This is a genomic window from Streptomyces sp. NBC_01166, from assembly GCF_045039765.1.
Classification (GTDB): domain Bacteria; phylum Actinomycetota; class Actinomycetes; order Streptomycetales; family Streptomycetaceae; genus Streptomyces.
Map to the genome: position 1 here is coordinate 3993875 of NZ_CP108613.1, position 14962 is coordinate 4008836.

Genomic DNA, 14962 nt, shown 5'->3' on the forward strand with positions numbered 1-14962 from the left:
GCTTTCGCACCGCACAACGCTGCTTGCGAAAGCGGGACGTGTGACTCCCTACACGAGACACAGGTCTAAACCAATTTCCGGCAGACACTTGTCACCTGGCCCGCAGCCTGATGAGCTGTCCCCCGGGACACAACGGACACCCTGGGAATGGGAGATGTCGTGAGCAACGAAAGCCTGGCCAATCTGCTCAAGGAGGAGCGGCGGTTCACACCGCCTGCCGATCTGGCCGCGAACGCCAACGTGACAGTGGAGGCGTACGAGCAGGCCGAGGCGGACAGGCTGGGCTTCTGGGCCGAGCAGGCCCGCCGCCTGACCTGGGCCACGGAGCCGACCGAGACGCTCGACTGGAGCAATCCGCCCTTCGCGAAGTGGTTCGCGGACGGCAAACTCAACGTCGCGTACAACTGCGTGGACCGTCATGTCGAGGCGGGCAACGGCGACCGGGTCGCGATCCATTTCGAGGGCGAGCCCGGCGACAGCCGCGCGATCACCTACGCGGAGCTGAAGGACGAGGTATCCCGCGCCGCCAACGCGCTCACGGAGCTCGGTGTCGGCAAGGGCGACCGGGTCGCCGTCTACCTGCCGATGATCCCGGAAGCCGCCGTGGCGATGTTGGCCTGCGCCCGTATCGGCGCAGCGCATTCGGTGGTCTTCGGCGGCTTCTCCGCGGACGCCATCGCCGCCCGCATCCAGGACGCCGACGCCAAGGTCGTCATCACCGCCGACGGCGGCTACCGCCGCGGCAAGCCCTCGGCGCTCAAGCCCGCGGTGGACGACGCCGTATCCCGCATCGACAGCGTCGAGCACGTCCTCGTGGTCCGGCGCACCGGGCAGGACACCGCGTGGTCCGAGGGCCGGGACGTCTGGTGGCACGAGATCACCGGCCGGCAGTCCGCCGAGCACACGCCTGAGGCCTTCGACGCGGAGCAGCCGCTCTTCATCCTCTACACCTCGGGGACCACGGGTAAGCCGAAGGGCATCCTGCACACGTCCGGGGGTTACCTGACCCAGACGGCCTACACCCACCACGCGGTCTTCGACCTCAAGCCCGAGACGGACGTGTACTGGTGCACCGCCGACATCGGCTGGGTCACCGGACACTCGTACATCGTCTACGGGCCGCTGGCCAACGGCGCGACCCAGGTCATGTACGAGGGCACGCCGGACACGCCCCACCAGGGGCGCTTCTGGGAGATCGTCCAGAAGTACGGCGTGACGATCCTCTACACCGCGCCGACGGCGATCCGGACGTTCATGAAGTGGGGGGACGACATCCCCGCCAAGTTCGATCTGTCGTCGCTGCGGGTGCTGGGTTCGGTCGGTGAGCCGATCAACCCCGAGGCCTGGATGTGGTACCGCAAGCACATCGGCGCCGACACCTGCCCGATCGTGGACACCTGGTGGCAGACCGAGACCGGCGCGATGATGATCTCGCCGCTTCCCGGGGTCACGGCGACGAAGCCCGGTTCGGCCCAGCGGGCCCTGCCCGGCATCTCCGCCACCGTCGTCGACGACGAGGCCCAGGAGGTGCCGAACGGCGGGGGTGGCTATCTCGTCCTCACCGAGCCGTGGCCGTCGATGCTCCGCACCATCTGGGGTGACGACCAGCGCTTCCTCGACACCTACTGGTCGCGCTTCGAGGGCAAGTACTTCGCGGGCGACGGTGCCAAGAAGGACGAGGACGGCGATGTCTGGCTGCTGGGCCGGGTCGACGACGTCATGCTCGTATCTGGCCACAACATCTCGACCACCGAGGTCGAGTCGGCCCTCGTGTCGCACCCCTCAGTCGCCGAGGCCGCCGTGGTCGGAGCCAACGACGAGACGACCGGTCAGGCCATCGTCGCCTTCGTGATCCTGCGCGGGACGGCCACCGCCTCGGAGGAGCTGGTCGCAGAGCTGCGTAATCACGTCGGCACCACGCTCGGGCCGATCGCCAAGCCGAAGCGTGTCCTGCCGGTGGCGGAACTGCCGAAGACCCGTTCCGGCAAGATCATGCGTCGTCTGCTGCGTGACGTCGCCGAGAACCGCGAGCTGGGCGATGTCACCACGCTCACGGATTCCTCCGTCATGGCGCTCATCCAGACCCAGCTGCCTTCCGCCTCGTCCGAGGACTAGAGCGGGCGGAGGAGGCGGAGGCGGGTCGCAGGCCGGGCCCGTACACAGACCTGAGCCTGATGCGGACCCGCTCGCACGCCTTGAGGGGCACCCGGAACCGCCCGGGTGCCCCTTCCGGCTGCCGGGGACAGGGCAGTGACGTACGGATGCCGGTGCGCGCCGTCGCGCGGGGCACACCACATCCGGATACGTTTCCGACAGCCCGGGTAGAGTGGTGATTTCGTCGGCGAAGCACGTCAGCACGATCACGTGCCCGCCGGTGAGCAAGCACGAACGCCGAGCGCGGCGAGCGAGCGACAACAGCACAAGAAAATCTCCACAGGGGCGCCGGGAAGTCTGGTCGGCATGTGTATCCGCCATGCCGTCACTGCCGTAACCCGACCCGGAGGTCTTCCTCGTGGCCCCACCCCTCCCCCCTTCCGGCCGCCGCACTCTGCTCGGCCGGCTTTCCCTCCCCGAGCGCAATTACGTCGCGGAGGCCCTGCGCACCGAGACGGTCGGTGGCGTCATCCTGCTGGTCGCGGCCGTAGCCGCGCTGATCTGGGCCAACACCTTCGGCTCCACGTACGCGTCCGTCAGCCATTTCCACTTCGGTCCCGAGGCGCTGGGACTCCATCTCTCGGTGTCCCACTGGGCGGCCGACGGGCTGCTCGCGATCTTCTTCTTCGTCGCGGGTGTCGAGCTCAAGCGGGAGCTGGTCGCCGGTGAGCTCCGCGACCCCCGGGCCGCGGCCCTGCCCGTTGCGGCGGCGCTCTGCGGCATGGCCGTACCCGCCGTCGTCTACGCACTGACCGCCGCACTCGGTGGAGGGTCTCTCGACGGCTGGGCCGTCCCCACCGCCACCGACATCGCGTTCGCGCTCGCCGTCCTCGCGGTCATCGGCACCTCGCTGCCGTCGGCGCTACGCGCCTTCCTGCTGACACTCGCCGTCGTCGACGACCTCTTCGCCATTCTCATCATCGCGGTCTTCTTCACCGAGGACCTCGACTTCCTGGCACTCGGCGGCGCCTTCGCGGGTCTGCTCGTCTTCTACGTCCTCCTGCGCGCGGGGGTACGAGGCTGGTACGTCTATCTGCCTCTCGCCCTGGTCATCTGGGGCCTGATGTACAACAGCGGCGTCCACGCGACGATCGCCGGCGTTGCCATGGGTCTCATGCTGCGCTGCACCAGGCGCGAGGGAGAGACACACTCCCCGGGCGAACACATCGAACATCTGGTGCGCCCTCTCTCGGCCGGCGTCGCGGTTCCGCTCTTCGCTCTCTTCTCGGCCGGTGTCACCCTCAAGGGCGATGCCCTGGCCGGTGTCTTCACCCGGCCCGAGACGCTCGGCGTGGTTCTCGGTCTGGTCATCGGCAAGACCGTGGGCATCTTCGGCGGCACATGGCTCATCACCCGTTTCACGAAGGCCCAGCTGAACAAGGACCTCGCCTGGGCAGATGTCTTCGCCGTAGCCACGCTGGCCGGTATCGGCTTCACCGTTTCGCTGCTCATCGGGGAGCTCGCCTTCACCGGCGACGAGGACATGATCAACGACGTGAAGGCGGCGGTGCTCATCGGTTCCCTCATTGCCGCCGTACTCTCCGGTGTACTGCTCAAACTGCGGGTACGCAGATACAGGGCGCTGTACGAGGCCGAGGAGATCGACGCGGACGAATCGGGGGTGCCCGACGTCTACGAGCAGGACGACCCCGAGTATCACCTGCGCATGGCCGCGATCCACGAGAGGAAGGCTGCCGAGCACCGTCGCCTTGCCGAACGGGCGGGGGCAGCGAGCAGCAAGCCGGACAGTCCGGCATGATCTGACATCGGATGTACGCAAGAAGAGAGGGAGTCAGGGATGAGCGACCCCGGCAACTACGCGGGCAGCACCGATCGTAGTCTCGGACAGCTGTTCGCTTCGGCGACCGCTGAGATGTCCGCGCTGGTGCACGACGAGATCGCGCTGGCCAAGGCCGAGATGCGCCAGGACGTCAAGCGCGGCGCGATCGGCAGCGTGGCTTTCATCGTCACGGGTGTACTGATCCTGTTCGCGATCCCCGTACTGAGCTTCGCCGCGGCCTACGGCATCCACAATCTCGGGCTCGGGCTCGCCTGGTCGTTCCTGATCGTCGGCGGTGCGTTCATCCTGCTGGGGATCCTGCTCGCCCTCTTCGGGCTCGCCAAGTTCAAGAAGGTCAAGCCGCCGGAGAAGTCCATCGCGTCGGCCAAGCAGACCGCTGCCGTCCTGCAGGGCGTGAAGCCCCACCCCCGCCCCACCGCCGAAGCGCGTGCGATCGAGCAGGCACAGGGCAGCACACTCGCGGACAGGGCCATCGAGAACCGCCCTGTCCAGGAGAAGGCGGTCTCTGTGACACGCTCGTCCACATGACCGACCCCGATTTCAGCGCATCCGGTCCGGTGGGGCCGCTGGGGCCGGCTGCCGGTTCCGGCAGCCCTGTCCGCCTCGACGGGCCCTGGACCCACCGTGATGTGGCCGCCAACGGCGCGCGCTTCCATATCGCCGAGCTCGGCGAGGGGCCGCTGGTGCTGCTGCTGCACGGCTTCCCGCAGTTCTGGTGGACCTGGCGCCACCAGCTGACCGCCCTGGCCGACGCCGGATACCGCGCGGTCGCGATGGACCTCCGCGGGGTCGGCGGCAGCGACCGTACGCCCCGGGGCTACGACCCCGCGAACCTGGCTCTCGACGTCACCGGCGTGATCCGCTCCCTCGGCGAGCCGGACGCGGCGCTCGTGGGGCACGACATGGGCGGCTACCTCGCCTGGACGGCGGCAGTGATGCGGCCGAAGCTGATCCGTCGGCTCGTGGTGTCGTCGATGCCGCATCCGCGCCGCTGGCGTTCCTCGATGCTCTCGGACTTCGCTCAGTCCCGCGCCGGTTCGCATGTGTGGGGCTTCCAACGTCCATGGGTGCCGGAGCGTCAGCTCGTCGCGGACGACGCGGCGTTGGTGGCCCGGCTGATCCGCGACTGGTCGGGGCCGCGCACGCCCGACTTCCCCGACGACCTGACCACGGACGTCTACCGGCGCGCGATGTGCATCCCCTCGACGGCCCACTGCTCGATCGAGCCGTACCGCTGGATGGTCCGCTCACTGGCCCGTCCGGACGGCGTCCAGTTCAACCGTCGGATGAAGCGCCCGGTGCGTGTACCCACCCTGCATCTCCACGGCTCGCTCGACCCGGCGATCCGGACCCGTAGTTCCGCCGGGTCCGGCGAGTACGTCGAGGCGCCTTACCGGTGGCGACTTTTCGACGGTCTGGGGCACTTCCCTCACGAAGAGGATCCGGTGGGCTTCTCGGCCGAACTCATCAACTGGCTCAAGGACCCTGAGCCCGACCGGTAGTCGACGGGCACAGCTGTCCGACGAACAGCCACTTGCCTGCCGCATAAGCCAATTGGCTGACTCGCGCACGATTACCGACCTTGGGTCACGGGCAGACGTCGGGGTATGGGCTGGACGCGCGACTTCAATGACGTAGCACGCAACCGCCGCTCGACCGCTCCTGCTGGTCCGAGCATTCACGAGGGGGGCGGCTCCCTGAGCCGGGTGCACGATGTGAGCGATTTCCATGATCTCCGGCTGGGCATCCCGCGCATTCTCCACCGCCGGGCCCGCTGGGTCTCGGCGCGCCTGCGCCATCCCCGCGGATGACGCGGTAGCCGTTCGACAGCACACCACGCGCAGGTCCCCGGCCCGTTGAGGACCGGGGACCGTATTGGCCTCCGTACGGCAGGGTCAGGTGGCCCGAGGACTCCGGTGTCCGCCTACGGACGGCTCAGAGCGCGCAGCCCTGGCTGTCGGCCTGCTGGGCCGTGGACCTGCCGAGCTCGATGTCCTCGCGGATCTCGTCGGCCGTCAGCGCGTAACCCGTGTCCGGGTCGTCGAGTGACTTCGCGAACACCACTCCGTACACCTTCCCGTCCGGAGTGAGCAGCGGGCCACCGGAGTTGCCCTGGCGGACGGTCGCGAAGAGCGAGTACACGTCGCGCCGCACGGTGCCCCGGTGGTAGATGTCCGGGCCGTTGGCGTCGATACGGCCCCGGATGCGCGCCGAGCGCACGTCGTAGGCGCCGTTCTCCGGGAAGCCGGCGACGATGGCGCTGTCACCGCTCCCCGCGTCCTTGTCGGTGTCGGTGAAGCGCAGCGGCTCGGCGTCCAGGTCCGGGACGTCCAGTACGGCGATGTCCCGCTGCCAGTCGTAGAGGACGACCTTGGCGTCGTACAGCCGGCCTTCGCCACCGATCTGGACGGTCGGCTCGTCGACGCCCCCGACCACGTGGGCGTTGGTCATCACACGGCGGTCGGAGAACACGAAACCGGTCCCTTCGAGGACCTTGCCGCAGCCCGGGGCCATGCCGACGACCTTGACGATGGACTTCTTCGCGCGGGCGGCGACAGGGCTTCCCGCCAGCGCGGGGTCCGGCGGTTCGACCGCGGTGATGGGCTCGTTGGCGAACGGGCTGAAGACCTGCGGGAAGCCGTTCTGCGCGAGGACGGACGAGAAGTCCGTGAACCAGTTGGAGGCCTGATCAGGCATCACCCGGGAGACCCCGAGCAGGACCGAGGAGTTACGGACCTCCTTGCCCAGCGTCGGCAGGGACGTGCCGGCCAGCGCCGAGCCGATCAGCCAGGCCACCAGGAGCATGGCCACCACGTTGACCAGGGAGCCGCCCGTGGCGTCCAGGGCCCGTGCGGGCGACCAGGTGATGTACCGGCGGAGCCGGTTGCCGAGGTGGGTGGTGAAAGCCTGGCCCACCGAGGCGCACACGATCACGATCACTACCGCGACGATGGCGGCGGTGGAGGAGACCTCCGACCCGTCGGTCGCCTGATCCCAGATGACCGGCAGCAGGTAGACGGCCACGAGACCGCCGCCCAGAAAGCCGATCACGGACAGGATGCCGACGACGAAACCCTGGCGGTAGCCGATGACCGCGAACCACACGGCGCCGACGAGCAGCAGGATGTCCAGCACGTTCACCGTCTATAGCCTCGCAGATTCGTCACCTGGCCCGTCCGGTTCGACGGGGTCCGGGCCAGGCCCGGAACAGCGCAGCACGGGAGTCAGCCTGTCATGCGCGCCAGTCGAGCGGCACCTGCCTGGTCCTGTCCCAGGGGCGTTCCCACCCCGCGTAGTGAACAATCCTGTCGATCACTCCGGCTGTGAATCCCCACACCAGGGCGGATTCGACCAGAAATGCGGGGCCTTCGTGGCCGCTGGGGTGGACGGCTGTCGCACGGTTGGCGGGATCCGTGAGATCCGCCACGGGGACGGTGAAGACACGGGCGGTCTCGGCCGGATCGACGGCTCCGACCGGACTCGGCGTCCGCCACCAGCCGAGGACGGGTGTGACGACGAAGCCGCTCACCGGGATGTAGAGCCGGGGCAGCACGCCGAAGAGCTGGACGCCGCTCGGATCGAGTCCGGTCTCCTCCTCGGCCTCCCTCAGCGCGGCCCTGAGCGGCCCGGTGGTGTTGTGGTCGCCGTCCTCGGGGTCGAGGGAGCCCCCGGGGAAGGACGGCTGGCCGGCATGGGAGCGCAGGGAACCGGAACGCTCCATCAGGAGCAGCTCCGGACCGCGCTCACCCTCGCCGAAAAGGATCAGGACGGCGGACTGGCGCCCGGCGCCGCTCTCAGGCGGCAGGAAGCGGCTGAGCTGGTGTGCCCGCACCGTACGCGCCGCCTGGGCCACGGGCTCCAGCCAGCCGGGGAGGCCGTCGGCGGTGACGGTGAGCGCGCTGTCCTGGGGCGTGCTCGTCCCGGTGGTGGCCGCGTCTGCTGCGGCCCGTGTCCTCTGTGCGTGCGTCATGGGCACCCCCGTCGTTCCAACGCCATTCGTCGGCCATTTCGTTCCGCACCTACCCCGCCTGGGCAGGTCGGCCGCTCACCCGGCTCCCAGCGGCGGTGCGGGACTGCCCGGATAGTCCGGGGGCGGGCTGAGGCGCTGCCCCGGATAGCCGCCCATCTCGTACTTCAGGAGCTTCTTGGCCTTCTCGGGGTCCGTCTCGCCCTCCCCGTAGGCAGGGCAGAGGGCGGCGATCGGGCAGGCGCCGCAGGCGGGCTTGCGGGAGTGGCAGATGCGGCGGCCGTGGAAGACCACGCGGTGCGAGAGCATCGTCCACTCGCTCTTCGGGAAGATCGCGGCGATCTCGGCCTCGACCTTCTCCGGGTCCTCCTGCTCGGTCCATTTCCAGCGGCGGACCAGTCGGCCGAAGTGGGTGTCCACCGTGATGCCGGGCACTCCGAACGCGTTGCCGAGGACGACGTTGGCCGTCTTGCGCCCGACGCCGGGCAGTTTCACGAGATCCGCCAGCCGACCGGGGACCTCTCCGCCGAAGTCGTCCCTGAGAGCGGCCGACAGGCCCATGAGGGAGCGCGCCTTGGCCCGGAAGAAACCGGTCGGCCGGATGATCTCCTCCAGCTTCTCGAGAACGGCGGCGGCCATGTCCTCGGGCGTCGGATAGGCGGCGAAGAGGGCCGGGGTGGTCTGGTTGACCCTCAGGTCGGTGGTCTGGGCGGAGAGAACCGTGGCCACCAGGAGTTCGAACGGATTACGGAAGTCCAGCTCGGGGTGGGCATACGGGTAGACCTCGGCGAGCTCGCGGTTGATCCGGCGGGCACGGCGGACCATCGCGAGATGCGACTCGGGCTTCGCGGTCTTGCCCGACGCTGCTCCCGTCGGGCGATTTGCAGCTTTTTTCGTACCTCGTGCGGCCTGTTCGCCCACAGCGGAATTCCTGTCTCCCGACACCCCATCAGCCCCCTTGGCCTGCGCTCTCACCGGCGTTCCGGACACCCGGCCAGCCTAGAGCCAGGGGCTGACATCCGCCCCGGTCACCGCGCATCCACGCCCAATCGGCCCCCTGCCGTAGGGTCCGGCACGCCCGTGCGTCAAACTGGTTTGTGATCGATCGCACTGTTTTACCGTCCGGCATCATGGAAACGACGCTTCCCTGAACAGGCCGACAAGGAGAGAACTCGTGGACGACGTTCTGCGGCGCGCCCCGCTTTTCGCGGCGCTCGATGACGAGCAGGCCGCGGAGCTCCGCGCCTCGATGAGTGAGGTGACCCTCGCACGCGGTGACGCGCTGTTCCACGAGGGCGACCCGGGCGACCGCCTGTACGTGGTCACCGAGGGCAAGGTGAAGCTCCACCGCACCTCTCCCGACGGGCGGGAGAACATGCTGGCCGTCCTCGGCCCCGGCGAGCTGATCGGGGAGCTGTCGCTCTTCGACCCGGGCCCGCGCACCGCGACCGCGAGCGCGCTCACCGAGGTCAAGCTCCTCGGCCTCGGCCACGGAGACCTCCAGCCCTGGCTGAACGCCCGCCCCGAGGTGGCCACCGCGCTGCTGCGCGCCGTCGCCCGCCGCCTGCGCAAGACCAACGACCAGATGTCCGACCTGGTCTTCTCCGATGTGCCGGGCCGCGTCGCCCGTGCGCTCCTCGATCTGTCGCGCCGCTTCGGCGTGCAGTCCGAGGAGGGCATCCACGTCGTGCACGACCTGACGCAGGAAGAGCTGGCCCAGCTGGTCGGCGCCTCCCGCGAGACGGTCAACAAGGCGCTCGCGGACTTCGCGGGCCGCGGCTGGCTGCGGCTCGAGGCGCGCGCCGTGATCCTGCTGGACGTGGAGCGGCTGGCGAAGCGGTCCCGCTGACGCCCCGCCCCGCACTCTCGCCGAAAAGGCCCCACCACCGGTGGGGCCTTTCGCGTGCCTCCCAGGGCCGCTCCGGTCAGATCAGGCCGTGCTCGGTCAGGTACTCCAGCTGGGCCCGCACCGACAGCTCGGCCGCCGGCCAGAGGGAACGATTTACATCCGCGTACACCGCCGCCACGACCTCGGCGGGCGTCCGGTGCCCCGCCTCCACGGCCGTCTCCACCTGGGCCAGGCGGTGTGCCCGGTGGGCGAGATAGAACTCGACGGCACCCTGCGCGTCCTCCAGCACCGGCCCGTGCCCCGGGAGCACCGTGTGCACCCCGTCGTCGACGGTCAGCGAGCGCAGCCGCCGCAGGGTGTCCAGGTAGTCCCCGAGCCGCCCGTCCGGGTGGGCGACGACGGTGGTGCCGCGCCCGAGGATCGTGTCGCCCGTCAGCACGGCCCGGTCGGCCGGCAGGTGGAAGGAGAGCGAGTCCGCGGTGTGTCCCGGCGTGGGGACGACCCGGAGTTCCAGCCCTCCCGTGGTGATCACGTCGCCTGCCGCAAGCCCCTCGTCGCCCAGCCGCAGCGCCGCGTCCAGGGCGCGCACCTTCGTACGGGTGAGCTCGGCGAACCGGGCTGCGCCCTCGGCGTGGTCAGGGTGTCCGTGCGTGAGCAGGGTGAGACCGACGCGCCTGCCCGTCCGCTCCACGGTGTCGACGACGGCCCGCAGATGTACGTCGTCGAGCGGCCCCGGGTCGATCACCACCGCCAGATCCGAGTCCGGTTCGGCGACGACCCAGGTGTTCGTGCCGTCCAGGGTCATCGCGGAGGCGTTGGGAGCCAGGACGTTGACCGTACGGGTGGTGGCGGGCCCGGAGAGGACGCCGCCGCGGGGCTGTCCGGGCAGTGCGGCCGCGTCGCTCACGAGGCGGCCCCGTCCCCGGTGCCGGGGCCGGGATCCGCGCCCTCGGCAGCTGAGGAGGAAGCGGTCCCGCCTGCCGTCGGGACGTGTTTGGTGAACTCGTCGTGGCCCGGCCAGCTCAGCACCAGCTCGTCACCCTCCATACGGGCCTCTGCCAGCACGGGGGCGAGGTTCTGGGAATCCGCTGCCTCCAGCGCCTCCGCGGCCGTCCCGTACGGCCTCAGAGCCCGCAGGGTGGCCACGGTGGGCGGCATCATCAGCAGTTCGCCCTTGTCGTAGCCGTCGGCGGCGTCCCCGGGCCGGATCCACACGGTCCGGTCGGCCTCGGTGGAGGCGTTCCGGGTGCGTTGGCCCTCCGGGAGGGCGGCCACGAAGAACCAGGTGTCGTAGCGGCGCGGCTCGAAGGCCGGGGTGATCCAGCGCGCCCACGCGGCCAGCAGGTCGGAGCGCAGCACCAGGCCCCGGCGGTCCAGGAACCCGGCAAAGGACAGCTCCCGGGCGACGAGGGCCTCACGGTCGGCCTCCCAGTCGGCGCCCGTGGTGTCGCTCACGACGGTGTCGGCGGTCGGCCCGGCCAGCAGGACGCCCGCTTCCTCGTACGTCTCACGGACCGCGGCGCAGACGACGGCCTGCGCCTCGGCGGCGGTGCCGACACCCAGGCGGCCGGCCCAGGTGTCCAGGGACGGTCCCGCCCAGCGCACGAGGTGGTCGTCGTCGCGCGGGTCTACCCCGCCACCCGGATAGGCGTACGCACCGCCGGCAAAGGCCATGGAGGTCCGCCGGCGCAGCATGTGCACGGCGGGACCGGTGGCGCCCGGCCCCGATGTGTCGTCCCGGAGCAGCATCACCGTGGCCGCACGCCTGGGGGTCACGGCTGTCAGTTCGCCGCTGGCGAGGGCCCGGATCCGGGCGGGCCATTCCGGTGGGTACCACTGACCGTTGGGCATGGCCGGAGGCTATCCGGAAGCGCGCCGATGTTCGAGAGGCTCCGGACATCGGTGTCTGCCCCTTACACGCAGATCCCGCCCGGTCCTGGGACCGGGCGGGATCATGGAAGTGCGGGATCAGGCGTCGACGAGCTCGACCTGGACCTCGACCTCGACAGGTGCGTCCAGCGGCAGCACCGCGACGCCGACGGCGCTGCGGGCATGCACGCCCTTGTCGCCCAGGACCGCGCCCAGGAGCTCGCTCGCACCGTTGACGACCCCCGGCTGCCCGGTGAAGTCGGTGGCGGAGGCGACGAAGCCCACGACCTTCACGACCCGGGCGATCCGGTCCAGGTCACCGGCGACCGACTTCACCGCCGCGAGGGCGTTCAGCGCGCAGGTCTTGGCCAGCTCCTTGGCCTCGTCCGGCGTCACCTCGGCGCCGACCTTGCCGGTCACCGCGAGTGTGCCGCCCACCATCGGGAGCTGGCCGGAGGTGTAGACGTACACCCCCGACTGCACGGCCGGCTGGTAGGAGGCCAGCGGCGGTACGACGTCCGGGAGCGCCAGGCCGAGTTCGGCGAGCTTCGCCTCGACGGCGCCCGCCACTACGGCTTCTCCCGCTTCAGGTAGGCCACGAGCTGCTCGGGGTTGTTCGGGCCGGGAACGACCTGGACCAGCTCCCAGCCGTCCTCGCCCCAGGTGTCCAGAATCTGCTTGGTCGCGTGCACGAGAAGGGGCACGGTCGCGTATTCCCACTTGGTCATGAGCCGACTGTAATGCCTGGCACAGGCGGCCTAGTGCGTAGCCTGCCTGCCGACTGGTTAGGCTCGAAGACGTGAGCAGGTTCCAGGTCGTCAGCGGCAAGGGCGGGACCGGTAAGACCACGGTCGCCGCCGCACTCGCGCTCGCCCTCGCGACCGAGGGCAGGCGCACTCTCCTCGTGGAGGTCGAGGGCAGGCAGGGCATCGCCCAGCTCTTCGAGTCCGAGCCACTCCCCTACGAGGAACGCAGGATCGCCGTGGCGCCCGGCGGCGGGGAGGTCCACGCACTGGCGATCGACGCCGAGCGCGCACTCCTGGACTACCTCCAGATGTTCTACAAACTGGGCAGCGCGGGCCGGGCCCTGAAAAAGCTCGGCGCGATCGACTTCGCCACCACCATCGCCCCGGGGGTCCGCGACGTCCTGCTGACGGGCAAGGCCTGCGAGGCCGTACGCCGCAAGGACAAGCAGGGCAGGTTCGTCTACGACTACGTGATCATGGACGCGCCCCCCACCGGCCGCATCACGCGCTTCCTCAATGTGAACGACGAGGTGGCCGGGCTGGCGCGGATCGGCCCCATACACAATCAGGCGCAGGCCGTGATGCGGGTCCTGAAGTCCCCCGAGACGGCGGTCCACCTGGTGACGCTCCTGGAGGAGATGCCGGTCCAGGAGACAGCGGACGGCATCGCCGAGCTGCGCGCCGCCGAACTGCCCGTGGGCCGGGTCGTCGTGAACATGGTGCGGCCCCACCTGCTGGACGAGGACGCGCTGCGCACGGCCTCGGGAGGCCGTCGCAAGGAGATCGCGAAGACGCTCACCCGGGCCGGCGTGACAGGCTCCGCCGGGCTGGTACGACCGCTCGTCGCACAGGCCGCCGAGCACGCCCAGCGCGTCGGCCTGGAGCGTGAGCAGCGCGCGGTGCTGGCCGGGCTGGGGCTGCCCATGGCCGAGCTCCCGCTGATGGGCGAGGGAGTGAGCCCGAACGCACTGCACGAGCTGGCGGCGGAGTTCCGCAAGCAGGGTGTGGGCGACGACACCGCGGACGCGGCGGGACAGAGGGCCCGGGGCGGGAAGCGACGCGGATCCGGAGAAGGGGTGGGGTCATGACGCTGGGCACGGACATCGCACCGGGGCTGGAGACGGACGCGCTCCTGGACGACCCGGAGATCCGTATCGTCGTCTGCTGCGGTTCCGGGGGCGTGGGCAAGACCACCACCGCGGCGGCTCTCGGCGTACGGGCGGCCGAGCGCGGGCGCAAGGTCGTCGTCCTCACCATCGACCCGGCCCGCCGGCTCGCCCAGTCCATGGGCATCGACCAGCTGGACAACATCCCTCGCCGGGTCGAGGACATCGAGGGCGAGGGCGAGCTGCACGCCATGATGCTCGACATGAAGCGCACCTTCGACGAGACCGTCGAGGCGCACACGGATGCCGAGCGGGCGCGCGCGATCCTGGAGAACCCCTTCTACCAGTCCCTGTCGGCCGGGTTCGCGGGCACGCAGGAGTACATGGCGATGGAGAAGCTCGGCCAGCTGCGGGCGCGCGACGAGTGGGACCTGATCGTCGTCGACACCCCGCCGTCCCGTTCCGCGCTGGACTTCCTGGACGCGCCGAAACGTCTCGGCTCCTTCCTGGACGGGAAGTTCATCCGGCTGCTGATCGCCCCGGCGAAGATCGGCGGGCGTGCCGGGATGAAGTTCCTCAACGTCGGGATGTCGATGATGACGGGGACGCTCGGCAAGCTGCTCGGCGGACAGTTCCTCCGCGACGTACAGACCTTCGTCGCCGCGATGGACTCGATGTTCGGCGGATTCCGTACCCGGGCCGACGCGACGTACAAGCTGCTCCAGGCGCCCGGCACCGCGTTCCTCGTGGTGGCGACGCCGGAGCGGGACGCACTGCGCGAGGCCGCGTACTTCGTGGAACGGCTGGCCGCGGAGGAGATGCCGCTGGCCGGCCTGGTCCTCAACCGGGTGCACGGAAGCGAAGCCGCGCGGCTCTCCTCGGAGCAGGCGCTGGCAGCCGCAGAAAATCTTGAAGGCGTCGGCATTGTGGATCAGACGGCCGGGAAGGCTGGCCTTGGTGACGTGGACCCTGTGTCCGCCACCTCTCCCGAAGCCCCGGAGCCGCTCTCCCCCGAGCGCAGCAACGAGCACGCCCCACACGAGCCGTCACAGCAGGAGCCGCCCCAGCACGACCGGACGACGCACACCCCTGAGCCCGAGCCGGGCGCCCGTGGCCGGAAGTCGCCTGACCCGTCCGGACCACTCGCTGACGCAGAAACCGCGCACACCGAAGCAGACAGGCACAGCACACCCGCCACGGACGCCGTCTCCGTCGAGGTATCCGTCGAGCAGCTGACCGCGGGTCTGTTGCGGCTGCACGCGGAGCGGATGCACGTCGTCGCACGCGAGCAGCACACCCGGGACCACTTCACCACGCTTCACCCCGAGGTCCCGGTGGCCGAAGTGGCCGCGCTGCCCGGTGACGTACACGACCTCTCAGGCCTCAGGGCCATCGGGGAACTGCTCGCGACCGGTTCCGCTTCCGCGCCGGCCGGAGCTGCCTAGGACCGCCACCGGGCGTGTCCCGGGG

15 protein-coding genes are annotated in these 14962 nt (G+C 70.0%); 8 read left to right on the plus strand and 7 right to left on the minus strand.

Features of this window, described 5'->3' with window-relative positions:
* Positions 1–147: 147 nt before the first annotated feature.
* The 5 genes from acs (at position 148) to OG379_RS18265 (ending at position 5766) form a co-directional block, all read left to right on the plus strand.
* Positions 148–2115, plus strand: a complete 1968-nt coding sequence (acs, locus tag OG379_RS18245; RefSeq protein WP_393756040.1) for an acetate--CoA ligase — start codon at positions 148–150, stop codon at positions 2113–2115.
* A 397-nt stretch (positions 2116–2512) separates the two neighbouring features.
* The gene (gene nhaA, locus OG379_RS18250) at positions 2513–3913 is read left to right on the plus strand and encodes a Na+/H+ antiporter NhaA (RefSeq protein ID WP_393756042.1); all 1401 of its coding nucleotides are present in this window, start codon (positions 2513–2515) and stop codon (positions 3911–3913) included.
* 39 nt (positions 3914–3952) lie between these two features.
* Entirely contained in the window at positions 3953–4483 is a 531-nt protein-coding gene (locus tag OG379_RS18255; RefSeq protein WP_393756044.1) for a phage holin family protein, read from the plus strand.
* Positions 4480–5457 (plus strand): alpha/beta fold hydrolase, encoded by a 978-nt coding sequence (locus OG379_RS18260; RefSeq protein ID WP_405664111.1) that lies wholly within the window; start codon positions 4480–4482, stop codon positions 5455–5457. Before OG379_RS18255 ends, OG379_RS18260 begins: the two co-directional genes overlap by 4 nt.
* A 105-nt stretch (positions 5458–5562) precedes the next feature.
* Positions 5563–5766: a hypothetical protein gene (locus OG379_RS18265; RefSeq protein ID WP_362927266.1), complete on the plus strand. Its 204-nt coding sequence runs from the start codon at positions 5563–5565 to the stop codon at positions 5764–5766.
* Between the two features lie 124 nt (positions 5767–5890).
* Here OG379_RS18265 and OG379_RS18270 read toward each other — a convergent pair whose 3' ends face one another.
* From OG379_RS18270 to nth, 3 genes are all read right to left on the minus strand, one after another.
* Positions 5891–7096 (minus strand): MarP family serine protease, encoded by a 1206-nt coding sequence (locus OG379_RS18270; RefSeq protein ID WP_393756048.1) that lies wholly within the window; start codon positions 7094–7096, stop codon positions 5891–5893.
* Positions 7097–7187: 91 nt separating this feature from the next.
* Positions 7188–7925, minus strand: a complete 738-nt coding sequence (locus tag OG379_RS18275) for an NUDIX hydrolase (RefSeq protein ID WP_405664115.1) — start codon at positions 7923–7925, stop codon at positions 7188–7190.
* Positions 7926–8000: 75 nt separating this feature from the next.
* On the minus strand, positions 8001–8843 hold the full coding sequence (nth, locus tag OG379_RS18280; RefSeq protein WP_405664117.1) for an endonuclease III: 843 nt from the start codon (positions 8841–8843) through the stop codon (positions 8001–8003).
* A gap of 253 nt (positions 8844–9096) precedes the next feature.
* On the opposite strand from nth, the gene OG379_RS18285 reads away from it, so the two are divergent.
* The gene (locus OG379_RS18285) at positions 9097–9771 is read left to right on the plus strand and encodes a Crp/Fnr family transcriptional regulator (RefSeq protein ID WP_031090867.1); all 675 of its coding nucleotides are present in this window, start codon (positions 9097–9099) and stop codon (positions 9769–9771) included.
* Between the two features lie 76 nt (positions 9772–9847).
* Here the strand turns inward: OG379_RS18285 and OG379_RS18290 are convergent, their stop codons facing one another.
* From OG379_RS18290 to OG379_RS18305, 4 genes are all read right to left on the minus strand, one after another.
* Positions 9848–10678, minus strand: a complete 831-nt coding sequence (locus OG379_RS18290) for an MBL fold metallo-hydrolase (RefSeq protein ID WP_405664119.1) — start codon at positions 10676–10678, stop codon at positions 9848–9850.
* Positions 10675–11622: an NUDIX hydrolase gene (locus OG379_RS18295; protein WP_405664122.1), complete on the minus strand. Its 948-nt coding sequence runs from the start codon at positions 11620–11622 to the stop codon at positions 10675–10677. Before OG379_RS18295 ends, OG379_RS18290 begins: the two co-directional genes overlap by 4 nt.
* A 117-nt stretch (positions 11623–11739) precedes the next feature.
* Positions 11740–12210 carry a RidA family protein gene (locus OG379_RS18300; protein WP_104787038.1) on the minus strand — a complete coding sequence of 157 codons (471 nt, stop codon included), beginning with the start codon at positions 12208–12210 and terminating at the stop codon, positions 11740–11742.
* Entirely contained in the window at positions 12210–12368 is a 159-nt protein-coding gene (locus tag OG379_RS18305) for a DUF4177 domain-containing protein (RefSeq protein WP_019992579.1), read from the minus strand. Before OG379_RS18305 ends, OG379_RS18300 begins: the two co-directional genes overlap by 1 nt.
* A gap of 71 nt (positions 12369–12439) precedes the next feature.
* Between OG379_RS18305 and OG379_RS18310 the strand changes: the two genes are divergently transcribed.
* A complete protein-coding gene (locus OG379_RS18310; RefSeq protein ID WP_393756059.1) occupies positions 12440–13474 on the plus strand; it encodes an ArsA family ATPase in 1035 nt (344 codons plus the stop codon).
* A complete protein-coding gene (locus OG379_RS18315; RefSeq protein WP_405664126.1) occupies positions 13471–14937 on the plus strand; it encodes an ArsA-related P-loop ATPase in 1467 nt (488 codons plus the stop codon). Before OG379_RS18310 ends, OG379_RS18315 begins: the two co-directional genes overlap by 4 nt.
* Positions 14938–14962 lie beyond the last annotated feature (25 nt).

What these genes read in the sequence shown, in the direction of transcription:
- OG379_RS18295 (WP_405664122.1), bottom strand. Translation starts at nt 11,622, where the DNA reads ATGCCCAACGGTCAGTGGTACCCACCGGAATGGCCCGCCCGGATCCGG.
- OG379_RS18275 (WP_405664115.1), bottom strand. Translation starts at nt 7,925, where the DNA reads ATGACGCACGCACAGAGGACACGGGCCGCAGCAGACGCGGCCACCACC.
- OG379_RS18315 (WP_405664126.1), top strand. Translation starts at nt 13,471, where the DNA reads ATGACGCTGGGCACGGACATCGCACCGGGGCTGGAGACGGACGCGCTC.
- OG379_RS18255 (WP_393756044.1), top strand. Translation starts at nt 3,953, where the DNA reads ATGAGCGACCCCGGCAACTACGCGGGCAGCACCGATCGTAGTCTCGGA.
- OG379_RS18305 (WP_019992579.1), bottom strand. Translation starts at nt 12,368, where the DNA reads ATGACCAAGTGGGAATACGCGACCGTGCCCCTTCTCGTGCACGCGACC.
- OG379_RS18260 (WP_405664111.1), top strand. Translation starts at nt 4,480, where the DNA reads ATGACCGACCCCGATTTCAGCGCATCCGGTCCGGTGGGGCCGCTGGGG.
- acs (WP_393756040.1), top strand. Translation starts at nt 148, where the DNA reads ATGGGAGATGTCGTGAGCAACGAAAGCCTGGCCAATCTGCTCAAGGAG.
- OG379_RS18265 (WP_362927266.1), top strand. Translation starts at nt 5,563, where the DNA reads ATGGGCTGGACGCGCGACTTCAATGACGTAGCACGCAACCGCCGCTCG.